At 45.6% G+C, this 24,307-nt stretch carries 24 protein-coding genes and 1 pseudogene; 1 reads left to right on the top strand and 24 read right to left on the bottom strand.

The window, feature by feature from the left end; genetic code table 11:
• Positions 1-88: 88 nt before the first annotated feature.
• The 16 genes from VIG27_RS02815 to VIG27_RS02740 form a co-directional block, all read right to left on the bottom strand.
• A complete protein-coding gene (locus VIG27_RS02815) occupies positions 89-973 on the bottom strand; it encodes a DNA glycosylase (RefSeq protein ID WP_394525029.1) in 885 nt (294 codons plus the stop codon).
• Positions 974-1,032: 59 nt separating this feature from the next.
• Positions 1,033-1,659 (bottom strand): HAD family hydrolase, encoded by a 627-nt coding sequence (locus tag VIG27_RS02810; RefSeq protein WP_394525028.1) that lies wholly within the window; start codon positions 1,657-1,659, stop codon positions 1,033-1,035.
• On the bottom strand, positions 1,652-3,001 hold the full coding sequence (locus VIG27_RS02805) for an MATE family efflux transporter (protein WP_394525026.1): 1,350 nt from the start codon (positions 2,999-3,001) through the stop codon (positions 1,652-1,654). The genes VIG27_RS02810 and VIG27_RS02805 overlap by 8 nt, the downstream gene beginning before the upstream one ends.
• 19 nt (positions 3,002-3,020) lie before the next feature.
• Complete coding sequence (locus VIG27_RS02800; RefSeq protein ID WP_394525025.1) at positions 3,021-3,524, bottom strand: GreA/GreB family elongation factor; 504 nt, start codon at positions 3,522-3,524, stop codon at positions 3,021-3,023.
• A 1-nt stretch (position 3,525) separates the two neighbouring features.
• Positions 3,526-4,869: a 4Fe-4S dicluster domain-containing protein gene (locus VIG27_RS02795; protein WP_394525024.1), complete on the bottom strand. Its 1,344-nt coding sequence runs from the start codon at positions 4,867-4,869 to the stop codon at positions 3,526-3,528.
• A 15-nt stretch (positions 4,870-4,884) separates the two neighbouring features.
• The gene (locus VIG27_RS02790) at positions 4,885-5,862 is read right to left on the bottom strand and encodes a hypothetical protein (protein ID WP_394525022.1); all 978 of its coding nucleotides are present in this window, start codon (positions 5,860-5,862) and stop codon (positions 4,885-4,887) included.
• 160 nt (positions 5,863-6,022) lie between these two features.
• A complete protein-coding gene (locus VIG27_RS02785) occupies positions 6,023-6,754 on the bottom strand; it encodes an IclR family transcriptional regulator (protein ID WP_394525020.1) in 732 nt (243 codons plus the stop codon).
• Between the two features lie 5 nt (positions 6,755-6,759).
• Complete coding sequence (locus tag VIG27_RS02780) at positions 6,760-7,776, bottom strand: hydroxyacid dehydrogenase (protein ID WP_394525019.1); 1,017 nt, start codon at positions 7,774-7,776, stop codon at positions 6,760-6,762.
• Positions 7,773-8,969, bottom strand: a complete 1,197-nt coding sequence (locus tag VIG27_RS02775) for a pyridoxal phosphate-dependent aminotransferase (protein ID WP_394525016.1) — start codon at positions 8,967-8,969, stop codon at positions 7,773-7,775. The genes VIG27_RS02780 and VIG27_RS02775 overlap by 4 nt, the downstream gene beginning before the upstream one ends.
• A 30-nt stretch (positions 8,970-8,999) precedes the next feature.
• A complete protein-coding gene (gene allB / locus VIG27_RS02770; protein ID WP_394525015.1) occupies positions 9,000-10,385 on the bottom strand; it encodes an allantoinase AllB in 1,386 nt (461 codons plus the stop codon).
• A gap of 12 nt (positions 10,386-10,397) precedes the next feature.
• A complete protein-coding gene (locus tag VIG27_RS02765; RefSeq protein ID WP_394525013.1) occupies positions 10,398-11,033 on the bottom strand; it encodes an aspartate/glutamate racemase family protein in 636 nt (211 codons plus the stop codon).
• A gap of 21 nt (positions 11,034-11,054) precedes the next feature.
• Positions 11,055-12,002, bottom strand: coding sequence for a D-2-hydroxyacid dehydrogenase (locus tag VIG27_RS02760; protein ID WP_394525012.1), 948 nt, complete (start codon positions 12,000-12,002; stop codon positions 11,055-11,057).
• Positions 12,003-12,005: 3 nt separating this feature from the next.
• On the bottom strand, positions 12,006-12,938 hold the full coding sequence (locus VIG27_RS02755; RefSeq protein ID WP_394525010.1) for a substrate-binding periplasmic protein: 933 nt from the start codon (positions 12,936-12,938) through the stop codon (positions 12,006-12,008).
• A gap of 44 nt (positions 12,939-12,982) precedes the next feature.
• Positions 12,983-13,675: an amino acid ABC transporter permease gene (locus tag VIG27_RS02750; protein WP_394525008.1), complete on the bottom strand. Its 693-nt coding sequence runs from the start codon at positions 13,673-13,675 to the stop codon at positions 12,983-12,985.
• A gap of 9 nt (positions 13,676-13,684) precedes the next feature.
• A complete protein-coding gene (locus VIG27_RS02745; protein WP_394527376.1) occupies positions 13,685-14,446 on the bottom strand; it encodes an amino acid ABC transporter ATP-binding protein in 762 nt (253 codons plus the stop codon).
• A 44-nt stretch (positions 14,447-14,490) separates the two neighbouring features.
• Positions 14,491-15,687, bottom strand: coding sequence for a M20 family metallo-hydrolase (locus tag VIG27_RS02740; RefSeq protein WP_394525007.1), 1,197 nt, complete (start codon positions 15,685-15,687; stop codon positions 14,491-14,493).
• Positions 15,688-15,997: 310 nt separating this feature from the next.
• Between VIG27_RS02740 and VIG27_RS02735 the strand changes: the two genes are divergently transcribed.
• Complete coding sequence (locus tag VIG27_RS02735; RefSeq protein WP_394525006.1) at positions 15,998-16,912, top strand: AEC family transporter; 915 nt, start codon at positions 15,998-16,000, stop codon at positions 16,910-16,912.
• Here the strand turns inward: VIG27_RS02735 and VIG27_RS02730 are convergent.
• From VIG27_RS02730 to VIG27_RS02695, 8 genes and pseudogenes are all read right to left on the bottom strand, one after another.
• Positions 16,907-18,160 carry a [Fe-Fe] hydrogenase large subunit C-terminal domain-containing protein gene (locus tag VIG27_RS02730; RefSeq protein WP_394525004.1) on the bottom strand — a complete coding sequence of 418 codons (1,254 nt, stop codon included), beginning with the start codon at positions 18,158-18,160 and terminating at the stop codon, positions 16,907-16,909. The genes VIG27_RS02735 and VIG27_RS02730 overlap by 6 nt on opposite strands.
• A 175-nt stretch (positions 18,161-18,335) precedes the next feature.
• Positions 18,336-19,118 carry a DUF4825 domain-containing protein gene (locus VIG27_RS02725; protein ID WP_394525003.1) on the bottom strand — a complete coding sequence of 261 codons (783 nt, stop codon included), beginning with the start codon at positions 19,116-19,118 and terminating at the stop codon, positions 18,336-18,338.
• A gap of 241 nt (positions 19,119-19,359) precedes the next feature.
• The gene (locus VIG27_RS02720) at positions 19,360-19,980 is read right to left on the bottom strand and encodes a peptidase C39 (RefSeq protein ID WP_394525001.1); all 621 of its coding nucleotides are present in this window, start codon (positions 19,978-19,980) and stop codon (positions 19,360-19,362) included.
• A 21-nt stretch (positions 19,981-20,001) separates the two neighbouring features.
• Positions 20,002-20,598, bottom strand: a complete 597-nt coding sequence (locus VIG27_RS02715) for a GNAT family N-acetyltransferase (RefSeq protein ID WP_394525000.1) — start codon at positions 20,596-20,598, stop codon at positions 20,002-20,004.
• Positions 20,599-20,928: 330 nt separating this feature from the next.
• Positions 20,929-21,753, bottom strand: a complete 825-nt coding sequence (locus tag VIG27_RS02710) for a class I SAM-dependent methyltransferase (RefSeq protein WP_394527374.1) — start codon at positions 21,751-21,753, stop codon at positions 20,929-20,931.
• Positions 21,754-21,873: 120 nt separating this feature from the next.
• Positions 21,874-22,065, bottom strand: a pseudogene (locus VIG27_RS02705) (helix-turn-helix transcriptional regulator); the annotation flags it as partial.
• A gap of 384 nt (positions 22,066-22,449) precedes the next feature.
• Positions 22,450-23,235 (bottom strand): ABC transporter ATP-binding protein, encoded by a 786-nt coding sequence (locus VIG27_RS02700; protein WP_394524999.1) that lies wholly within the window; start codon positions 23,233-23,235, stop codon positions 22,450-22,452.
• Positions 23,232-24,293: an ABC transporter permease gene (locus VIG27_RS02695; protein WP_394524997.1), complete on the bottom strand. Its 1,062-nt coding sequence runs from the start codon at positions 24,291-24,293 to the stop codon at positions 23,232-23,234. The genes VIG27_RS02700 and VIG27_RS02695 overlap by 4 nt, the downstream gene beginning before the upstream one ends.
• Between the last annotated feature and the right edge of the window lie 14 nt (positions 24,294-24,307).

Here is a 24,307-nt window from a genome sequence, read left to right as displayed (position 1 = left end):
ATATATTTTTGTTGATTGTGTGATAAAAGTATGAAATGTTTCGACAAGATCTGCAAGAACAGACAGCAAAGGGGAATGACCCCTTCGCCTATAAGGAAGGAATAGATTTTCTGGAATGTACATCGTTTACCTTGTAATAAAACATATACTGCTGCAGAATCCCCGCATACCCCTGATACCGCTCTAACGGAAAGCCCTGGGGATAATGAGACTCCAGGATCTGCTTCACATGAGTATCCACGGGAAAGGCTCCCACATGATGCAGTCCGAACAGACAGATGCAGTCCGCCACCTTTTTCCCAATGCCGTATTGATGCTTGAGCATTTCATGGGCGTCCTTATATTCTGCCTCTTTCAGTGTTTCAAGCCATGCCTTTCCTTCCTGCCCGCTGCAAAACTCTCCCATAGACAGGATATATTTATCCCGGTATCCCAGCCCCATGGAAGAAAGTCCGGAAAGGCCGGCCTTTGCAATGGCCTCCGGCTTGGGAAATGTCTGGTAGGTCCGTTTCGTCTCAATCAGGCTTTTATCCGGCAAAAAGGCAAAGCCAATGCCAGACTTCTTCTCCCCCAACAGAGAGCAGAGCTTTTCCACGCTGCCTCTGATCCGGGTGATGCTGTTGTTCTGGGAAATCAAAAAAGTAATGATCATTTCCCATAAATCCTGCTGTAATATCCGGACTCCCCAGCCCCATTTCACGGCTTCCCGTAAGTAGGAATCGTCCGAAGCCACATGGCTTTTATAGCCACCGTAATCGGTCTGTAAGTCAAAGTATCCGGCCCAGATGCGGTGAAAATCCGTTTCGCTGCAGGAAAAAAGAAAGTGGTCTCCTTCCTTCACTGCCTCCACATAGTGTTCCCCCGCCGCAATGGAAAAGATATCCTTATGTTCCTCCCTTTTCCCAATGCGGAAGCACTGGCCGGACCGGGCTATCTGTTCTAAGTCCATATCGTTTATCTGTATCCGGTACATACGAAGCATTTCTCCTGTCTGGTGTGCTGTCAGCTGATCTTTCATGTGCCAGCAAACAATTATGTAAGTGACTGTCCCTCATTTAAATGAGACAAAAATTCTCTTAACCGGTCCACATCTCCGTCTGCAAAGCAGTAGCCGTCCATGCCGCATGCCCTTCCGCCTTCAATATTCATGGGCAGATCGTCAATGAAAAAGCATTCCTCCGGCTTTAAATGAAACCGTTCAAAGAGATGAAGATACATCTCCTTCTGGGGCTTGATGCATTTTACCTCTGCGGAAAATAAGATTCCGTCAAATTGGTCAATTCCTGGAATGATCTGATAGCAGGAAAGAATACGCACAGAAGCATTGGAGCATAAATAGATCCCATAGCCCTGATTTTTAAGTTCTTTTACCAGGTCTCCCATATCTTTTCTGGGCTGCATGTTATATTCATGCCAATGGTTAAAGCAAAGAGCCGCCATTTCCTTTGCATGGTCTGTTTCCAGACGGGCCTGCATTCTCTTTAACGCCTCTTCCTCCGTCATTAGTCCCATGTCCAGGAAAAGCCACTCCTGGGATTCAAATACACTCGCTGTGACTGCCCTGCGCTCCGCCTCATCTTCAATAAACATACGGCAGACTTTATCTCCCTCATAGTCTACGAGTACTCTTCCCATATCAAATACTATATTTTTAATCATTGGTTTTCTCCTGTAGAAATGGATTCCTTTTCTTATACCAGAAATAATAAGGAATCTCCGCAAGCAGCATACAGATCCAGCCCATAAAACAGGCAAAGGCAACTCCGGTCAGCCCCATGACGGGAACCAGCAAAGATACAAACAATACCCGGACGGAAATCTGGATCAAGGTGGAAATGAGAGTGATGGACATGTCCCCCATCCCTCTGAAAAATCCCTGCAGCCCATTGGTAACCGCTGGCAGCAGATAAAAAAATGCCATCAGGCTCAAATATTTGGCACCTATCGGCACCAGTCCCGCATCACCTCCGGACACAAACAGCTTCATGACCGGAATTTTGATAAGCAGGATGACTGCGCAGATAATCACCCAGTAGCAAAATTCAATAAGCATTCCATAACGGAAGCCCTTCTTCACTCTCTCCCGCTTTCCGGCTCCCCGGTTCTGCGCGATAAAGGTCATCATTCCGCTTGCAATGCTCTGTTCGGGCGTAAATGCAAAATCATCCACCCGGTTTACCGCATTAAAAGCAGCAATGGTACTCACTCCCAAAGGATTAATCATGCCCTGGATCAAAAGCTTTCCAATGGGCTGGCAGGACTGCTGCAATGCCGTAATAGAGCCCTGCTGCAGCGTAAGCCTTAAAAGCCCCTTGTCTATGCGGAGATCCTTTTTCTCAAGCTGCAAAAGAGGGACCTTTCGGTAAACGTGCCAGATGCACAAAGCCGCAGAAGCCGCCTCCGCAATTACCGTCGAAAGTGCGGCCCCGAAAACGCCCATTCCAAGGGCTCCCACAAAAAGCAGATCCAGAGTGCCGTTGAGCACAGACGCAAAGGCCAGAAAACGGACGGGAGTTTTAGAATCCCCCACACTTCGGAGGGCCGAAGCCACGGCATTGTAAAAAAAGGTAAAGGGCATGCCCAAAAATATGACCCTCAAATACAGGACCGCATCTTTAAAAATCTCCTCCGGCACCTGCAAAAGCCGCAAGACAGGCCCGGAGAATCCCGTCCCCAGCAAAGCGACGGCCAGAGAAAAATAAAACCCGGACAGCAAAACAGTGGAAACCTCCTGCTTTAACCGCTCCTGCTTTCCGGCGCCGTAAAATTCACTCATGAGAACAGAGGCTCCGATGCAGATCCCCGTAATCCCCAGTATAACAATATTCATGACAGGATTGCCTGTCCCAACCGCTGCCAGCGCATTCTCTCCTGCAAACCGTCCCACTACAATGGAATCCACCGCATTGTAGGTAAGCTGAAACAAATTGCCCAAAACCAGTGGAATGGAAAATCCGATCAGCCGGGACGGTATGTTTCCCTCTGTCATATTTTTTACCATGATAGGTTCCTTTTGGCGGTCAATAGCTTCTTAACTTGTCACTGCCATCGTCTTTTGTATTTTCCAGATGCTTTATCACCACATAATATCCGGTTTTTTCATCGACCTTTACATATACCCGGTCTCCTTCTTTATGTCCCATAATGGCACTTCCCAGCGGAGACTCTGCACTTATAAGGCCTTTCATGGAATTTCCACGGACCGTAGTGACCAGTTTAAACGTCTCCACCTCATCGTCATCCTCAAAGTAGAGGTCTACCGTATTATAAAGGCCCACCTCGTCTTCCCTGGATTCATCGGAGATGACACGAGCCGTCTTGATCATCCGCTCCAGATAGCGGATCCTGCTTTCATTCTGGTTCTTGTCCTTTTTTGCCGCATGGTATTCAAAATTTTCACTGAGATCTCCATGGGCCCTGGCCTCTTTGACGGCTTCCAGGGCTTTCTTGCGAACTACCAGCTTTCGGTAGTCGATCTCTTCCTTCATCTTTTTAATATCATTTTCCGTTAGTTTATCAAACACGTTACCGCTTCCCTTTTCCTTCTGTGGCTTCCCCCGCCATGGGTTTTGCCGTTTCTTTGGCAGACGGCTTTTTCTGATAATGGGACAAAAGCCGGTCTAAATAAATGGACTTTAACTGCTTGCTTGCCAGTGCCTGCTTTACAGGAGGAAGCTTTAAAATGGCGGAAAACAAAGCTGCCATTGCCCGGTGGTTTGCAAAGGCCTGATTGTCAAAAACCAAATTCTGCAAAGTCCCTTTTTCAATGGCCTGAAGCACGAACCGGTGGGTGCTGTTGACCGGTGTGATGATCTGCTTTGGTCTGCGCTTTAACTCGATGGCTTTTACGCCGCAGTTTCTGGCACAGACTCCGCACCCCAGACAGATTTCTTCATCCACAACTGCCTTTTTCTTCCCGTCTGCCTCTTCTTTCATGGAAATGGCCAGAACCGGACAGACCTTGGCACATTTTCCGCATCCCACACAGGTCTCTTCAGAGATATGAGGGAGATAATTGGTGGTTGCAACGGGCTGCATGGGGCTGAACTTCCTGGCCGCCTGCAATGCCTCGCAGCAGCATCCGCAGCAGTTGCAGATGAAAGCCGGGTGCTCCCGCACATTCTCTCCAATCTGAACCAGATTGCTGGCATAAGAACGTTCCAGGGCATCGAGGGCCTCTTCCTTTGATATGAGCCTTGCATATTCTCCGTGCTCTGAAAGAGAACGGGCAACATTGTCAAATGTGAGACATACATCCCAGGGGGCATCAATCTCACAAGGATGTCCCGCATGAGACATCTTATGACGGCAGTAGCATAAACCAAGTCCGATATACTCTGCCTCTTCTACGATATGTGTGGCCCTTTCATAATCCAGAATATGATTGGTCTTATCATTGGTCAGCACCGGTTCCTGGACATAGACCCGCCCCAGTTTTGTGTCTGTAACAAAGAATAGGTCCTTGATAAAGTCCTCTTCCACATTCATGTACTGATAGTAAAGCTCACTTAAGTATTTCTGGTCAATGTCTCCTCTGGTCCTCATGAGCGCAAATTCAATAAATCCTGCCATTGGCGGCGGCATAACGAATTTACGCACTCCATTGTGCCAGGAATCCACCAAAAGGGCTTTTTCGCATAAATGCTCCAGCAGCCTTTCTGCGCGGTATTCCGTAGTTCCCCAGATCTTAGCGGCTTTTTTTGCCGTAAATGGACGTACCGGAAGAAGTGCCACCCATTTGGCTTCTTTTTCCGAATACAAAACCTGAAGTATTTTATAAAGCGTCTCTGACGCAGGCGCCCCTTGTGTAAACCAGTTGATGCGGTCACTTAAATTCAAGTAAGCATCACGGGTTGTCAGATGCCCCATGTTACATTCCTTCTTTCAGACTAATTTTTTAGCAATGACTTCAATACGTCCGTTGGCTGTTCCCACGCGGCGGTAGGATTGCACACAAAGCCCGCACGCCTGTACCAGCATGTTCACACCGTCCTTTGTAAAACAGACCTCTTGTGCCTCCCGTTTCCAGATGGAAGTCCCCTTTTTCTCCAAACTGCCAAGAAACCGTTCCAGATCCAGACCGTCAAACCACAGGATTCCCCCCTCTGCCAGATATTCTGCCGCACCCATCAGCACCGCTTTGATATCTCTGGTTTTAGGAAGTTCTTCAAGGACCACGACGGAATACGTTTCCATGTCCTTCCTGTGAAAGGCTTCTTCCAGAGCGATTGCTTTTAAGACGTATCCTGCCTTTTCTGCTTCTATATATAATTGACTTCTTTCCCCGCCGATAAACAGCATGGCTCCTTCTGTACAAAAAGTTCCGAGTTCGGCCAATAGCCTTTGGCATCCTGCCTTTGTGCGGCGGTGACCCTTTTTACCTTTAAAAAATCCGCCTTCTTCCTTTGCCAGATAGTAATTTCTGCACTCCCTGCATTTCATATAGACACGGACCGGCTTCAGCACGCTTTCTTCTTTCGTTCCTCCTTCCATATAGACTGCGGCACCGTAATGCGGTTTTCCTTTTCCGCCGCAGACAGGACATGTTTCCAGTTCCTCTGTCATTAGGTTGCGGATCTCCTTTAATGCGGAAAAATACCACCGGTACAGCCTGTCTTTAAATTCCCGGTCATAGACAAACAGCCAGTTCTTTATGACTTTGGCCATCCACCTTGTCTCATGGATCACGGCTTTGTCCGCCTGCATTTCTTTTAAACTTCCCACCAAAGTCATAAGCCCTGAGACAGCATCTTCCTTCAGCCGTTCATTTTTCCAATTGGACATAAGGTGTTCGATCCCTTCCACCACGCTGCTGCATAAGTTCACCATGATCACCAGCTGATTCATTCTGTCTGTTGTCATAACCAATTCCTTTCTTTCCTTTCGGCCCTTGCCTGTGCATACCTTATTATATTATCATTTTTAGAGGGGGAAATGCAAGTCACAATCCGGGAATCCCCATAGGAAAAACGTTTTCCCAAATAAATAACACCAGAACCAGGTCTGGTGTTATTTATAGAATTTACCTTAATTTACTTGTTATATCCTGGCTTGCTGTCTGCAGCAGTTCTACATAATGGTCCCGGTCTTCAATTTTCAGTCTGGTATCCGGTCCTACAATTGCCAGGCTTGCATAAATCTGCCCCAGGGAGTTGAACACAGGGACTCCAAAGCCCACCGCGCCCAAGTCATATTCGCTGGAGGAGACTGCATACCCTTTCTCCCTGATTTCCTCCAATTCCTTTAACAGCGCCTCCTGCTCCTCTTTCCCGGAAAGCGTATCCAACACAGATTTGATGACACGCTCCTTTTCAAAGGCCAGTATGGCTTTGCTGGAGGCCCCTACATTCAGTTTCAGCAACCGGTCATTTTCTGCTACGAAACGGATGATATATTGGGATGACACACTTTTGATGCATTTGCTGTAAATATCCGTTCTTATGGATAAAATGGACGTTTCCCGGCTTTCTTCCGTAATCTTTTCCAGCCATGGGTTTGCGATGAGAGCCAGCTCCTTGTCCAGCTTGTCGTGTATGTTCCTGGACAGACTCAAAAGACTGGAACCCAGGCCGATGTTATTCCTGGAATGGCGCTCTACAAAGCCTTTGGCCTCAAGGGTCTGCAAAAGGCGGTAGGTGGTGCTTTCCGGAACTTTTAAGTACTCTGCAATTTTTTCTACGGATAAATAATCGTCACTTTTTCCAAGTGCAGTCAATATGTCTAACGCATTGGATACGGTTTGCAAATGTGACACAATCATCACCTTCTCTGTCTGTTTATTTCATACTCATTGTATTGAATAACTTCATCCTTGTCAACCAATATCCGGTTGACGGGCCACGTGATCTTTTTCCCGTATAAGGCTTCTACAATCCCCTGTGCTCCGGTCAGGCTCAAGGCGTCGGAGGCTTCCACCGTCATTCCTGCCGAATGAGGCGTTGCAATGACATTGGGCATGGAAAGGAGCGGATTCTCCACACGCACCGGCTCTGTATCGTATACATCAAGTCCTGCCCCTTTGATGATCCCCTGTTTTAAGGCCGTCACCAGTTCTTCTTCTATTACAATATCGCCTCTTGATGTGTTGATCAAATATGCGGTTGGTTTCATCTGTTTGAACTCTGCCATCCCAAAGCTGTTCTTTGTGGCATTGGTGGAGGGCAGGTGAATGCTGATGAAATCAGAACGGCGCAGCACCTCCTCCCGGCTTTCTAAAATCTCGATTCCGGCTTCATTGAATCCGGGTTTCTGATAGGGATCATAGCCGATGACTCTCATATCCAGGCCAAAGTATGCCTTTCTTGCCAGAGCCTTTGCGATATTGCCGCAGCCGATCAGTCCTAACGTTTTATTTTTTACCTCATACCCGTCGGGAAGGGTATAACGGATTTCATAGTTTCCCCGTTTCATTTCCTGGTTCACTACCCCATACCGTTTGGCACTGGCCAGAATCAGCATGATGGCGTGTTCGGCTACGGAATTCACATTTCCCATGGGGGCGTAAACCACCTGGATATTCCGGCTGGTTGCGGCTTCAACATCAATGTTGTCATAGCCGATCCCATGCTTTGCAATGACCTTTAATTTGGGTGCCATGTCCATCATGTGTGCGGTGATTTTTTCGTTCCTCACAAACAGACCGTCGCAATTTTTCATATCCCGGATAAAATCTTCTTCTGTTTTTCCGCTGCTGATGATAACGTCACAGCCATGGTCCATTAAATGACGGATGCCTGTATCTGCAAGCTTTTTTAACAATAGTACCTGATAGCTCATTTGATCTTACCTGCCTTTATTAATTCTGCCACACATTTTTTCAGCCGTTCTACCGCCTCAGCTATGTTCTCATAGCTGTTGGCAAAGGACAGTCTTAAATAGCCTTCTCCATTTTCTCCAAAAACGCTTCCCGGTACTGCCGCCACGTGGCCTTCCATTAAAAAGTACTCACAAAGTTCTGCACTGGACATGGAAAATGCCTTAACATTCACGTATACATAAAAGGAACCGCCGGGCATCCGGCAGCGAAAGCCCGGAATCTGATTCAGTTCAGAGACCAGGTAATCCCGCCGTCTTTTGTATTCTGCCACCATAAGCTGCAGCTCATCCTTTTCTTCCCGTAAAGCGGCAACACCTGCTGCCTGGACAAAGGAAGACGCACAGGTGGTCAGATGCTGGTGCATCTTATTGACGGCTGCTATGATGGGAGCCGGGGCTGCCACATAGCCAAGCCTCCAGCCGGTCATGGAGTACGCCTTGGAAAATCCGTTTAAGGTGACCGTCCTATCCTTCATGCCTTCCATGGACGCAATGCTTAAATGGGTCTCCCCGTCAAAAATGATCCGCTCATAAACCTCATCGGATATCATCATCATATCATGCTTGACGGCAAGCCCTGCCAGTTGTTCCAGGGTTTGTTTTTTTAGCACTCCTCCGGTAGGGTTATTGGGCGATACAATGACCATTGCCTTTGTTTTGTCTGTGATCTTTTTTTCGATTTCATCCAGATCCAGCTGGTAATCGTTTTCCTCCAAAAGCTGATAGGTCACCGGGACTGCCCCCAGGAGCTTTGGAAGATTTAAATAATTCATCCATACCGGGTCCGGGACCAGGATTTCATCTCCCTCCTCTAAAAGAACGGACAGCACATCATAAACCGCTTCTGATAAGCCTACGGATACCAGGATTTCCTCTTGGGGGTCATATTTAATATGGTTTTGTTTCTCAAGCTTTTCAGCGATGGCCCTCCGAAGCTCCAGGGTCCCGAAATTGGAGGTGTAAAAGACATTTCCTTCTTCTATGCTTTTGATACAGGCTTTTTTGATGTATTCAGGCGTGTCAAAATCCGGCCTGCCTATTTCCAGATGTATGATATTCTTTCCTTCCCGTTCCAGTTGTAACGCCTTTTCATTGATCTTTCTGATTCCGGAAGGAGGAAGCAGATCCAGCTTCCTTGATATTTTGTACTCCATTCCACGAACTCCTTTTCATGCGTTCCGGCTTTACGCCCCAGCCGGTTTCACCAGCTGCCCGTATGCCTTTGCGCTTTCATCTACAATTCCATGTTCCATCAATACACGTCCCCGTACAATGGTATAAGATAAGCTGCATTTTAACGTTCTTCCATCGTAAGGGATGGCAATGTCCTTTGCCTTGGAATAGCACTTATTTTTATCCACTACGGTTGTTTCATCCATAGTAAATACCACAAAATCAGCATCAGAGCCGACCCGGATGGCTCCTTTTTGAGGAAACAGCTTAAAGATTTTTGCCGGATTGGTCACAAGAAGCTCCACCACCCGTTCTATGGTCACCTTTCCTTCTGCCGCCGCATCAAGCATAAGCGGAAGCCGCAGATCAATGCCCGGAAATCCTGCGGGAGCCTTGAAGATATCCTCATATCCGGTTTCCTTTTCGGATAACAAAAACGGGCTGTGATCACTTCCGATGAAGTCTACACTTCCATCCTGAATGTATTTCCACAGACCTTCCACCAGTTCTTTTTTTCTTAAAGGCGGATTGCATTTTGCAAAGGTACCGAATCGCTCCAGATCATCTTCATCAAGGAATAAATAGTGAGGGCATGTTTCCAGGTAGACTTCCTGACCGTCGTATTTGGCTTTTCTGATCAGCTCCATGGCCTCTGGTGTGGAGATATGAGCAAATTCGATGATTGCCCCGGTCTCTCTTGCCAGGCGGAGCATTTTCTCTACGCTTTCGATCTCACTGATGGGCGGTCTGCTTAATGCATGGTCCCGTCCGCTGACTTTGCCTTCCTTACGGAGTCTTTTTATGTTGGCAGAGATCATATCGTTGTTTTCTGCATGGGTGGCACAGATGAGTCCGGTCTTTGCCACCTCCGTAAGACCGATGAGCAGTTCCGCATCATTTGCCATGGTGAGTCCGATAAATTCTTTGTCTCTGCCTTCGGGAGCTGCATGAAGAAAGGTTTTATACGCCACGATCCCTTCTTTTGCAAGCTTGGTGATCTCTTCCGGAAATTGTGCCCCGGCTGCCCCGTAAAAACAGTAATCCACAATGCTCTGGCAGTCTGCCACTTTGATCCGGTTATCCAAAATCTCCTTGTTATACTGAGGGGGCATGGAAATAGGGTGTTCCATGACGGTGGTCACACCGCCGGCTGCCGCAGCAAGAGACCCCGTATAAAACGTCTCCCGCTCCGATCTTCCCGGATCTCTGAAATGAACGTGGGTATCAATGGTGCCAGGAATCACATACTGTCCCTTTATATCAATTACTTTTTCTGCCTCTGGCATCCACGCCTCATCAGAAATAATTACAATTTTTCCATCCTTTACGCCGACGGCAGTTTCCTTAAAACTTCCTTCCACGTACACATTTCCATTTTTTAATACCAGATCCAACATATGGATTCCTCCTTATTTACACGTTTTATACTTCTGATACATGACCAGTCCCTGGGCCATCATCAGGGCACAGGCTACACCGTCAAATACCGGCACATGAAGCTTTTCTTCACAATACTTATCCGCATTGGCATAATTGGCACAACCCAATACGATACAGTCCACATGGGCTTCTTCCACCGCCGCTTTTGCCGCCTGATAAATATCTTCTATCTCATTGGAAGCCGGGACCCGGGTGGCCTGAAACAGGCTTTCACAATGATATTTCCGGGCCAATGCCATTTTTTTTGATATAGACTTTACGGATGGGGAAATGACGGCAAAGGAATTTCCTGCCATGGAAGCCAGCTTCATGGAAGCCTCTGCAATTCCTACCACAGGCTTTGAAGTGATCTCCTTTAATAAATCTAAGTTGGGGTCCGAATGACAGGCCACAATAAAGGCATCGTATGCCTCCCCTTCCCGCACCAGGTCCATCATCTCACCGGCACCCAAAGCAATATCTTCATAGGAAGAAACCAGTTTGGGCGTCTTTTTCAGGCTTTTTACCTCTGCCTCACAGGCTCCGTTTACAAATGCTTCCGCCTTTGTCCGGATGATTTCATTGGTTTTTTCATCACTGTTCGGATTGATAATGAGAATTTTCACAGTACACCTTCTTTCTCCAGATTATAGGGGAATCTGATTCTTTAAGGGCCGGCCCGCCTGATAAGCCGCCAGATTTTCTGTTATAAGTTCTTTTAGAAATACCACCCAGCTGTCACCGGCCCCGCTTTTGTGAGAGGTGAGATAGACCCTGTCCAGCTCCCAAAGCTCTGAATCCTCCGAAAGAGGCTCCTGCTCAAATACATCAAGGGCAGCGTAGAGTTTTTTCTCCTTTATGGCCTCAATGAGGGCCTGTTCCTCTACAATGGCTCCCCGGGCCACATTGATAAAGATGCAGTCCTTTTTCACCCACCGGAAAAACTCACGGTCAATGAGCCCTTCTGTCTCAGGATTGTGAGGAATCGCTATGACCATAACATCACTGTGTTCCGCCAAGGTTTTAAGCCCTTCCCTTCCCGTAAGAAATTCATGGAAAACCGGATTTTTTTTATCCGTTCTTCCATAAGCCAGCACCTTCATTCCAAAAGCTCCGGCCCGGACCGCGATCTCTCCTGCAATGGAACCGTCCCCCACGATCCCAATGGTCTTTCCATAAAGATCCCGATAAATGGTGCTCATCCACTGGTTGCTTCCAAAGGATTCCCATCTATGGTCCTTTCTGGCGGATTCAAACTCTCTCATTCTTCTTGTAAAAAACAGCATTTTGCTGAATACATCCTCTGCAATGGAAATGCTCATCACATCTCTGGTATTGGTAAGCAATAGGTTTCTTTCCTTCAAATAGTCCACGTCCGCACGGTCATATCCGGCACCTGTGATCTGGACCCACGTTAGATCCGGCAGCTTATCCAGCAAACTTTTTTTTACCAAATAGGGCTGTCCGATGAAAATCTCAATGCCTTTCATAGAAGCAGGAAGCTTATCAATGTCAGTTTCTTCTATAAAAAGCATATCAGCATGCCACTCTTTGGGAATGATATGCTGATATAAGGCCATGCACAATGCGTTCAACGGTTAGCTGCCCACCTGCATCTCTGCCGCAATTTCTGTATACTCATCAATCCACTGATCAATATTGCCGGCTTCCTTTTGTTCGGCAATGGCTGCATTGACAATTGCTTTTAAGTCTTCATTTCCTTTTTGCATGGCAACCGCCTTGTCCACCGGTGCAAGCTCTTCATCAGAGATCTCAAATGCGTGGAGGGAAGGATCGTTAAATATATAACGTTTCGCCACGATATTATCAATAACGATGGCCTCTACCTTTCCTGCCTTTAACTGTAAAATAGCATCGGAGGTGGTTGGCAGAGATACCACGCTGGTGCTTAAATCATTGGCTCTCTTTTCCTGGGAAGAACCGGTATTGGCGGCCAGGGCTTTGTCTTTAAAATCTGCAAGTGTGGAATATCCGGCCTTTTTCTCATCTAATACCAGCAGACAGTCCTTGGTATTTAAATAAGTATCGGAGAAATCCATGATCTGTTTTCGTTCTTCCGTAACCGTACAGGCCGAACATACCAGATCAATGGTTCCAGATGCCAAAGAGGAAAGCACCGCACTGAAATCCATACTTTCAAACTGCAGCTTGATTTCTTTTCCAAGAACCTGAGACAGCTTGGCGGCAATGGCGGTTGCCATTTCCTTTTCCACCCCAATGGCTTCATTGGTCTGAGGGTCCTTAAAACCAAAGGGCGGATAGGTGGAGTCATTTCCTACAATCAGGGTTCCTCTGTCATTGATCTTTTTTAACACCGGTGAAAGATTGTTTAAGTCCACCCCTTCCAGAGCCACAGGACTTAAAGCTTTCGTTTCTTCCGATGCGGCTGCCCCTTGTGGCGTTGTTTCCGGGGCTTTCCTTGTGGCTTCTGTCCCGCCCCCGGAGCACCCGGTCACAGATACCATAAGGGTTATGCCTGCCAACAGGGCTGCTGCAATTCTTTTTTTCATATTTTTTTCCTCCTTGTGTTTTATGTTTTATAAAATTCCGTCTGCTAATTGGCGGAACTTCGGTTAAACCTTTTTTCAACGTTTCTCACCAACGAAGAGGTGGAGAAGGTCAGTACCAGATATAACACCGCGACGATCACCAGAGGGGCAAAGGGGCGGAAGCTGTTTCCCCGGATCACATTTGCCGTATACATTAAATCGGCAAGTCCGATGATGGAGACCTGGGAAGAGGTCTTGATCAAGTTTACAAATTCATTTCCCAGAGCCGGAAGTATGTTTTTGATGGCCTGAGGCATGATGATAAATCTCATGACATCCGGTTTTTCCAGACCCAGAGACAACGCCGCTTCTCTTTGCCCTTTGTCGATGGACTGGATTCCGCTCCGCACGATTTCGCTGACGTAAGCAGAGCTGTTAATGGTCAGGGCCAGGATTCCGCAGACCAGCTTGTCCACGCTGAATCCCAGAAAAGTGATGCTTGGAATATGAAGTCCCATGAGAGGAAGCCCGTAATAAACCATAGCGATCTGTAAAAGCACCGGTGTTCCCCGTATAATTTCCACATAAACGGTTCCAATGGTATTGAGCACTTTATTCTTACTAATTTTCATAAAACAGACCAGGGTCCCGAATATAAATCCCAGAAGTACGGACAATACGGAAACAATAATGGTCACCCGGACTCCGATCCAGATCATATTTCTATATTGATAAGCTAAATTCACCAAACTTTCCATGATTTTCTCCTATAAGACCTTTGATAAAAAACTGTTGACGCGTTCATTGCCGCAGCTGCCAAACATCTGCTCCGGTGTTCCGTTAAACTGGATCTGGCCTTCGTCCATGAATACGATCCTTGATGCCACCTCTCTGGCAAATCCCATCTCGTGGGTCACGATGACCATGGTCATGCCCGACTGTGCCATTTCCTTCATAACACCAAGCACTTCTCCCACCATCTCCGGGTCCAGAGCCGAAGTAGGTTCATCAAAAAGCATCACATCCGGATTCATGGCAAGCGCCCTTGCAATTGCAATTCTCTGCTTTTGACCTCCGGATAACTTCTGCGGATATACCTCTCTCTTATCCAGAAGACCGACCTTTGCAAGAAGCCCTTCTGCCTGTGCATTGGCTTCTACGTCTGATAACTTTTTTACCCGTTTGGTGGCCAGCGTGATGTTTTCAAGGGTGGTCATATTGGGAAATAAGTTGAAATGCTGAAACACCATCCCTACTCTGGCCCTTAAATGGCTGGTCTTTACCGTAGCATCCGAGGTGGGAACTCCCTTATAGAAGATCTCCCCTTCATCAATCTTCTCCAATTTATTGAAACAGCGCAGAAGCGTACTCTTTCCAGATCCGGAAGGTCCGATGATGACCACCACTTCTCCCTTTTTGACCGCCAAATCCACACCCTTTAATACCTCCAGATGCTTAAAACGTTTATGGATCCGGTCCGCACGGAGAATGAACTCCTTTTCCGGATTAAACGTTTGATCCGCCTCCATGATTCCCATTCTTTTCTCTCCCATATTGCCCGTCCTTTCCTCTATTAAATGTGAAGTTTATCCACCGTTTTTACCGTTTCACATAAAAGCCGGATTCCGGTCATGACCTGACTCCATTTTGTATACTCTGCACCGTTATGACTGATGCCGTCTTTGCTTGGGACAAAGATCATGCCAATCGGCATGTTATGTGCCATGGCCACGGAATCGTGTGTGGCTCCGCTTGGCATCACCCGATGGGGGATATGTTTTTCCCGGCATAGCGTTTCCATAATTTCCATAATTCTTTTATCACAGGCTTGGGGCGTTTTTTCCACCAGCTTTTCAAAGGTAAAGGAAATCGGTTCCAGCTCCTGTGCCAGATTTTTTAAATCTTCAAAAAAACGTTCCAGCAGCTCTCTGTCCAGATTCCTGATTTCCAGAACCGCTTCTGCCTTCCCCGGTATGACCGCTACCGCATGGGGGGTCACCTCCACCTTTCCAAACGTGGCTGCCATATGGTTTCCGTAATCTCTTGCCAGCTGGTCTGTCTTCACCATAAGCTTTGCCAGGCCGATCATGGCATCCTTTCTGTGTTCCATCCGGGTGGTGCCTGCGTGATTGCTCTGCCCCCATGCAGTGACCTTATACCGGACAAGCCCCACGATTCCGTTTACGATTCCAATCTCTTCTCCCGCCTGCCAAAGGGTATTGCCCTGTTCAATATGCAGCTCCAGGAAACAGCTTTTATCTTTCGTATCCATTTTGGAATGAAGTAAATCATCTTTTGTAAGGCCGAATGCCTTTGCCTTTTTAAGATATGCTTCCTCCTCCGCCGGGACCAGACCCATGGCACAGCGGCTTCCAAAGGTTCCGCCAAGGTCGTTTCCCTCTTCTCCGTTAAATGCAATAATCTCCAAATGATGATTGAGCTTATAACCACTCTCTCCCAATTCCCTGGCAGCTTCCACTCCTGCAATGATACCTAACAGCCCGTCGTATGCTCCCCCCTGGATCACCGTATCCAGATGGGAGCCAATGAGAATGGTTTTGGCATCCGGATTCTCTGACCGAAGGACTCCGTGTAAATTGCCAACCGGGTCAATGGCAGTTGTAAGACCTGCTTCCTCCATATATGTTCTGGTCCGGTTTTGTGCTTCTTCATACTCTTTTGAGAAAAGAAGCCTTGTGATTGATCCGTCTTCATTCCTTCCAATGTCTGCAATACCAAAAAAGTTTTCCCTGATTTTATCTGAATCCACGCTTCTTCTTTCCTCCCTTTTCTTTAAACGAAAAGAAGGCGCTCCCCCTTTTTTTAGAGGAACGCCTTCGTTCAAAGTAATCTGTCTGCTTGTTTTGCTTTGCATCATAATACGTTACCAGACCACCATTGTCAATACATAAAAGTTAAATTTTATCATTATTAGCTAAAACCTTTCTTTTTTTATTTATAAATGATAAAAATATTGTTTAATTTTGCTTATGGATATTTTTTCTTCGATGAGTTATCATTTAACGATAAATACATAAAGTTATTATCACTTATAGATAAATAACAGGAGGACTGGTGGAATGTTTGGGAATTTACTGGATATGCAGATTATGATTTTTTTGCTCATTGCCACAGGATATTTGCTTTGTAAGCTCGGGGTCATAGACTCTGAAATAAGAAAAGGCCTGACCGCACTGGTTGTCAATGTGGTCCTGCCCTGCAACATCATCTATTCGTTTTTTATTGAGATGAATCTGGATATTTTAAAATCCTGTTTTTCCATACTGGCTATTTCTTTCGGCATCCAGATCACCTGTCTGTTTGGAAGCAGTTTCTTATACCGGAACCACACATCCTCCAGACAAAAAGTGTTAAAATATGCCACCATCTGCTCCAATGCCGGTTTTATCGGCAATCCTTTGGTGGAACAAATCTATGGAAGCCAGGGACTGCTCTATGCGTCCATTTATTTAATCCCGCAGCGAATCTTTATGTGGTCCTCAGGCATCTCCTGCTTCACACCAGCCAAAGGGAAAGAAGTCATAAGAAAGGTCCTGACTCACCCCTGCATCATCGCAGTTATCATCGGTTTTCTCATCATGGTGCTCCAGCTCCCGGTACCCGCTTTTGCCAAAAAGACCATTTTATCTTTCAGCAGCTGTACCACCGCCCTGTCCATGCTCATCATCGGAGGAATTCTGGCTGAAGTGGACCTAAAAACAGTATGCAGCAAACTCACTCTTTTCTACAGCTTCATCAGACTGATCGCCATACCTGCCATTGTTCTCCTTTTATGCTGGGTTCTCCAGCTGGATCAGCTGGTGACTTCCGTGGCCGTGGTTTTATCCGGGATGCCTGCCGGAACCACCACGGCCATACTCGCTGCCAAATACAGCGGAGATGAGAAGTTTGCTGCTTCCTGTGTATTTTTATCTACGGTTTTATCTCTTTTATCCATCCCATTTTTCTGTGTGCTGATAGAAATGGTTTTATGATTTTCCAGCAATGTCCCGGCTGAATAAATCCGTTTCTTCTAAAAGACTTTCAATGGTATCCAGATTCAAACGGTGCAAAAGCTCAATGACATATGGATTTTCTGCCGGATGCTGATACGTGGCATTCTCTCCGTAATGATTGACTAATTCCGTTCCCTGCTCGGCTCCTAAGATGGCTCTCGGACCGCCTACACAGCCGCCCACACATCCCATACCTTCATAGAAATTTGCTTCAATCTTACCGTCCATGATGTCCTGAATCATCCTTTTGCAGGCTGGTACCCCATCGGCCTTTTTGGTGATGATCTCTGTCTCCCTGTTGGGATTGATGGCTTTCAACGTAAGCTCTACTGCCTCGCTGACTCCGCCCTTTCTGGCGTAGATCCTGCCTGCCCTGGAGGAATGGTCTTTTTCACTCTCTTCCATGGAAGCCGGGTCGATTCCCAGGGCCTCAAAGATATTTTGTACCTCCTGGAAGGTAAGTACATAGTCAACGGCTCCAGCCAGATCCTTTTCCCTTGCCTCCGCTTTCTTTGCAAGACAGGGACCGATAAATACGGTCATAGCATCGGGATGGAGTGCTTTTATCACTCTGCCACAGGCCACCATCGGAGAAACAGACCCCGGCACATGGGGAAGGAGCTGATGATAAACCTTGCGGATCATGCCGATCCACATGGGGCAGCAGCAGCTGGTCAGCTGAAAGTCACTGGCATCATTAATGTTCTTGTCAAATTCCAGGGCTTCCTTCAGGGTAAGGATATCGGCAAATAAAGCCACTTCCAGCATTCCGTCAAAGCCCACTTCCTTCAGCGCCGTCCTCAGCTTTCCAGGCGTCACCTCTTTGGAAAACTGTCCCAGAAATGCAGGTGCGATCATGGCATAAACCAAGCCTTTGGAGCTGCGGATGGCCTTCAAAGCCGGAATAATGTCTGTGGTTGCAGTCAGTTTCTCCTTGGCACACCCGTCAATACACTTTTCACACCCAAAGCAAAGATCCGGATCCACAAGAATCCCATCTTCTCCCATACTCAATGCTCCAAATGGACAGCGGTCCAGACACTCGCTCTTTTTTTCTTTGGAGCAGGTGCATTTCCCTGTGCGGATTACCAACGGGTGCTTCTTTGGATTTAAAAGACAATCCAGATGATAGGGATCGTAATTACCGGCCTTGGGTGCCGTCTTATCCGAATCCTGATTGAGTACTGATCTGACTGTACTTTCATACAACTCTTTAAATGTCTGCATAAAATACCTCCCGCATGTATACTATTTTCTTTGTAACGCTGTACTTCGTGTGAACTCAGACATTGCTGGTACAATATCATTATAATACCTTTTTTCCATCCACGCTATACCATAAACAGTCTTCCTTTGATAAAATTCCGTGGTTTTCTACCAGATTCCCCTGGTTGTTCTTGTCCTATTTAATATTTAACAAATCAAGGAGTTCCTGTACCTTTTCCGGGCTTTCGGCATATGATTTTATATCCCGCCCCAACCTTTTATCGGCCTCTTCCCGCGTATAAGTTTTCTTTATGGTCTGGGGACCGCTGGTATAGGTCCAGGTCACTTCCCCGCAGTTGTCAATCAATGCCAGAAGTGCTGCCCCATAGGATTCCATTATGGAATCAAATTTCACCTGATTGGCAGAAAGTACCTCTTTTTGGAACAAAAACGTCCAGCCGAAAGGCTCCTCTGTAGTATGCAGTTCATTTTTATATTCACCTAAACTGTCATAGATTCCCAGCGTCCGAGCGATCTTTTCATTGGCCGCCATATTTCCGATATTGGGATTTTTGTTCTCAAATAATTCCCTGGCCTTTTTGGTAATGACGGTTCCGTCGGATTTAATGGTATCCCCATTGACCAAAATATCCCCTTCTGATAAATCATATGCAAGGACAAACTGCCGCCTTTTGTTCCAGAAAGACGGAAGACTTCCATAGACGGTCAATTTCCCGTCTTTGACTTTATAACTGCTGTATACTCGATTGGTATCACTGATTTCCCCTTTAATTTCCAGCTTCCCGCCCGCAACTGCTGTTTCGGTTTTGTAATTTTCCAGGGGAAAACCGATCACAAACATCTTAAAAGAGATTGCAGCCGCTACCACTAAAATCGTAAGAAAGGAAGCAAAAACAATTTTATGCCGGTTACTCTCCTTTTTGATCGTATCTTTTTTACGAGGAGTTTTCTCTTTCATGTTTTCTGACCTCCTAAACGATTTTTTCTTTCCCACCCTAAAGATTCCATGTCACTCTTCCTTTCTGTAAATAAGTGCGCAAACTGCCCCATTCCTTACAGGTGATTTTTTTCCCTTTTCCTTTATAATACACAAAACATTGGCATTTAAACAAGCTCCGGCTCTTTGCCCTACCCAAAACAGCGAAGCAGTTCAAAACCGCTTCGTTGTAAATTTTAAGTCATCGAAACACTATGGAACATCAAATAAAATATTCAATGGTATCTGCCGCCTTCTTCTGAGTGTCCCGGTTAAAGATGATGGTGGCTTCCCTCGTATCAATGGGGCCAAGGGCATAGCAGCCTTTTCCTGTACTGTTTACCATCTCCCAGGGAACGCTGCGGTTCCGGCTGTAAGGCATATCGTTAATCAGCTTCAGTTCCGGCTGGCGAAACGGCTTTTTCCGGTAATAAGGATCAAAGAGATAGACCTGTTTGGAGTCCGCACCAGTAAGCAGTACATAATGCCAGCAGCCATACATCACCCGTGCCACTACCGCCCCGCCCTGCTGCAGGGCATACATGATCCGGCTGTTCTCTCCTATAAATACCTCTTCTCCCGTTAAATATTCACTGTGTATGGGAAACTTTTTCATCTTGCCGAACTGATTGAGCCAGTCGCTTAAAAACATCATTGCCATTTTGGATGTACCGTTTTTACCGAATTCGCCCTTTGCATTATAGGAATCAAGACAAAAAAGCATGATATGTTTAATGACATCAGGCGGTACTTCTTCCCTCTTAAAGAGAAAACTCATGGCATTTTGCAACGTTGTGGGACCGCAGTCATATTCTGTTACCTGATAGTTCAGAGGGTTTTTCATATCACGTTCACTTCCTTGTCTTTATGTATTTCTTCTGGTTTCTGCTGCGAATTCCCCGCTAAATCTGGCAAAATACATGGCTCTCGTAATTCCATGTACCGCCATATCAAAAATCCCTGCATTGCTTTTTCCTGCCTGAAGGAGCGTTCCTTCATATTGCAGCCCGGCTTTTTTCATGACCTTTCCTGAATTGGGATTATTTATGTCATGATTTGCTGAAATTCTGTTACAGCCGACCTGTTCAAACAGGAATCGAACCACTGCCTGAAGGGCTTCCGCTGTCATTCCCTTATGCCAATAAGACTCGCCGATGCAGTAGCCGATTTCCACAGCTTCTATAGACTCATCCACTTTCACGACTCCCATACTGCCGATGGCCTGATTGTTTTCTTTGGATTCCAGGCACCACTCATAGTACTTTGGATCCGCGTAATTTTTCACCCAGGTATCGAGGATTTTCCTCGATTCTTCCACCGATGTATGAGCCGGCCAGCCAAGAAATTTGGTAACAAGTTTACTGCCCGCCCAGTTGTGGTACATATCACTGGCATCCTCCAATTGAAACGGACGTAATATCAGACGCTCGGTTTCCAAAGTAACGGTTCCTAAATGATTCATCCTTTTATCTCCCTTCAAATCACAAGATTACTCATATCCCCTTAGTTCAGTTGTGGCAGCATGATATCTACAAGTTAAAGCCGGCAGGTAATTGTAGGTTATTATATTTCTTTCATACGCTTTTGTCAAATGAGTAAAAGGAATGTTACCGGCTTTTTATTCGTGTATTTATAGAATCTGGCATATCGTATTAAGGAAAATACTCCATTGAGCACTTTTATTCATATAGACAATATTTTGACAATTATATATTCCCGGAGTGCAATATATAAAGTCAGTATATTGTCTATATAAGTAAAAGTGATAAATCCTTAATAAGGAGATTTCACTTCATAGGCTTTCAAACACTTTTCTTCCAAATGTTATCATACTCCCAATTAAATGTGTATATGAAATATTTCCTTTATTACGTTTCATATAATCCGCAATTAAAAGATTTTTATGAAGGAAACTATCCGCTTCCTTTCTTGACATACCATGATTTATCATATATTCCGTACTTTTTTCTAATTGAGTTTCATTGCTTCCATGATTCCATCCATTGGATTCCATAAAGTCTTCCATTAACTGCTCATAGCCCTCTGCTTCAGGGTGAACAAAGGATACTTTGTCATTCATTCTAATTTCAATATGCTTCAAGCCATACCTTTTCATGATATATGCCGTTCTCATGGCAACAGCATAGTCACGGCCTTCATGTTCCAATTCCGTTTTCCAGCTTTTATCCAGTCCCATATGATCGCACAGATAATTATAATCCATTCCATCTATGTATAAGCCGTCACATTCAAACTCCCGATTGGTATCTATACATATGATCCATGCGCCATCTTTGCCATGATCAATCATTTTAGAGAGAAATGCTTCTGGAGAACTGATATGTCTCAATACTGCCTGGCATATCACAATATCATATTTCTGAGTGCTTGAATATTGATAAAAATCTTTTTTTATAAATTCGCCACGAATCCCTGAACTTAAAAATATCTTATTTCCTTCCTCGATTAATGAATCAGCAAAATCAATTCCTGTATAAGTACTTCCCTCCGGCAGCAGAGGAATCATCAAAAGTCCAAGAAAACCGTATCCACAGCCACAATCCAATATTCTGACAGGAGAATCCAATTTCCAAACATGATCAATTAAGAATTTCATATAATCCGTATTCCAATGGGATCTCCTGGTCCGCAGCAGGTAGTCTAACTTTTTTTCCCAATATTCCTTTGTTTCTGTTTTCCGGGAAAGATATTCTTCCTGCTCTAACGGTTTTAATCCGAGTATTTCATCAACCGTAACATGAAAAAACTCCGTCAATTCAGGCAACATGATAATATCCGGCATTGTCACCCCATTCTCCCATTTGCTGATTGTCTGGTATGACACACCTAACGCATCTCCTAATTCCTGTTGGGTTATTCCCCTTTTCTTTCGCAGTACAGATATTTTTAAATGAATTGTCTTCTTCATAACTCCCCCCTTTAACACCATTATACACCGCCCTCTGTATTATGTATCTATCTTCTTTGTATAATCAATTCGCTTATGAAGAAACATATAAATTTATTTATAGTTTTCTGCTATTTTTTTGAAAATAATCTTTTTCACAATAAATTACACCTTCACATTTATCATCATATCGTACATAAAAAAAGAACATGGATGCAGATAATTCTCACAAACAACCTGCATCCATGCCCCTGCTCACATACTCACTTTACCACATTTATTTAAATTTTTTTAACCTGCCTCATATGAAATACCGCCCAGACGTTCCGACAGGGCAATCAGCTTCAGACTATCAAAGAACCGGTTGGAATCATATTCTTCTTTAAGTTCAAAGGAAATTTTTATTTAAATAGTATATTCCACTTGCGGCACCGTACTGGCAAGATGCAGTTTTTCCAGGATGCTGCTGCGCAATATCATAAAATCCTGACTGTTCTTTTGTCTGGGCCTGGGCAGGGAAACCTCTAATATTTCACTGATTTTTCCAGGGCGGGGAGACATGATCACCACCCGGTCACTCAAATACAGGGCTTCATCTACATCATGGGTCACCAAAATCATAGTTGTCTTATTTTCCTTCCAAAGCTCCAGGATCTTATCCTGAAGATCCGCTCTGGTAAAGGCATCAAGGGCTCCCATGGGTTCATCAAGAAGCAGGGCTGCCGGGTGATTGATCAGGGACCTTGCAATGGCGACCCGCTGGGCCATACCTCCTGATATCTGGTGGGGGTATACTTTTTCAAACCCAGTAAGCCCGATCATCTTAATATATTGGGCAATTTCATCTTTATTTTCCTTATATACCCCTCTCGCCTTCAGACCAGACGCAATATTTTTCTCAACCGTAAGCCATGGAAAAAGGCTGCTCTGCTGAAAAACATATCCCCGGTCCGGATGAGGACCCTTTACCTCCTTTCCTTCCAGAGTAATCACTCCTGCTTCCGGTACATCCAGCCCTGCCAGAAGTCGCAAAAGTGTGGTCTTGCCACAGCCAGACGGACCAATGATTGAGAGAAACTCCCCCCGTTTTATAGAAAGGTTGATATTTCTCAGGGCCTCCACCGTATGATTATTGGCATCCATATAGGTACGGTCAACCGATTTTACCTCCATAAGTATCTCGTTGCTCATTTTACCAGCCCCCTTTGCCACCGCAGAACACGGTTTTGTATGATCCCGATTCCCTTCATAATTGCGGAAAAAAGGACTGCCATCACAAAAATAGCTGCAAACACCTTATAATAGGCGGACCACACTTTCGATGCGTTAATGTAATAGCCAAGTCCTCCCGGCTGCCCCATCATTTCCGACATGACCAGAGTTGTGAAGGCAAACCCATTGGCCGTTGAAATTCCTGTAAATATTTGAGGCATTGCATGAGGAATGGCCACATGAAAAACAAGATACGGAGTTTTTGCCCCAAGGGTCCTGGCCACCTCAAAGTGGATTTTGGGGGTACTTGCAATTCCCTGAGCCGTCAAAAAAGCAACCGGAAACCAGGCACAGATGACAATGAGAAAGGCCGCTGCAGTAAAGGGATCCGGCAACAGCGTCAGGGCAAAGGGCATCCATGCCACAGCCGGTATGACTCCTGTAATCTTTAAAACCGGATACACCCAGTAATAAACCTTTGGAAACCAACCTATTAAAATCCCGGTTCCCACGCCAAACACCACACCGGATAAGAAACCAACCGTAAAAAGCCGAAGGGAATACAACGTATTTTGAAAAATATACCCACCCTCTAAAAGAAAGGACTCTACGATCTTTGACGGTCCCGGAAAAAACGGCTGTGGCAAAAGCAAAAGCTTTGTTCCCAATATATCCCACAATGCCAGTAACACCCCTACGGTAAAGCGAAATGGAACACGGCTTAAAAATTTTTCCCTAAAATCCTCCCTGAAATAGGAATAGATGCCAATTGCGCCGTAGAGTATGATGAGCCCGGTCAATACCAGCCGGTATGCCTGATCCGCTGTCAGACTTACCATATTACTTACCGTATAGGACTTCATCTCAACAGCCGCAATCTGGGGAAAAAGCAGATTAACAAGTACTGCCGCAAAGAAACCTGCAACAGATACCAGCGTCAGTACAAAGTATTTTCTGTCCTCGGTAAAACTCCGAACAGGCTGCCCCGGTAAAAACCGGTGCAGTTTGGAATGCTTAAATTCAGATACTTGATTCATCCTTCTATCCTCCC

This window comes from Lacrimispora sinapis, from assembly GCF_043633585.1.
Taxonomy (GTDB): domain Bacteria; phylum Bacillota; class Clostridia; order Lachnospirales; family Lachnospiraceae; genus Lacrimispora; species Lacrimispora sinapis.
The sequence above is the reverse complement of the archived record's forward strand: the minus strand, read 5'-3'. Positions and strand labels throughout refer to the sequence as shown.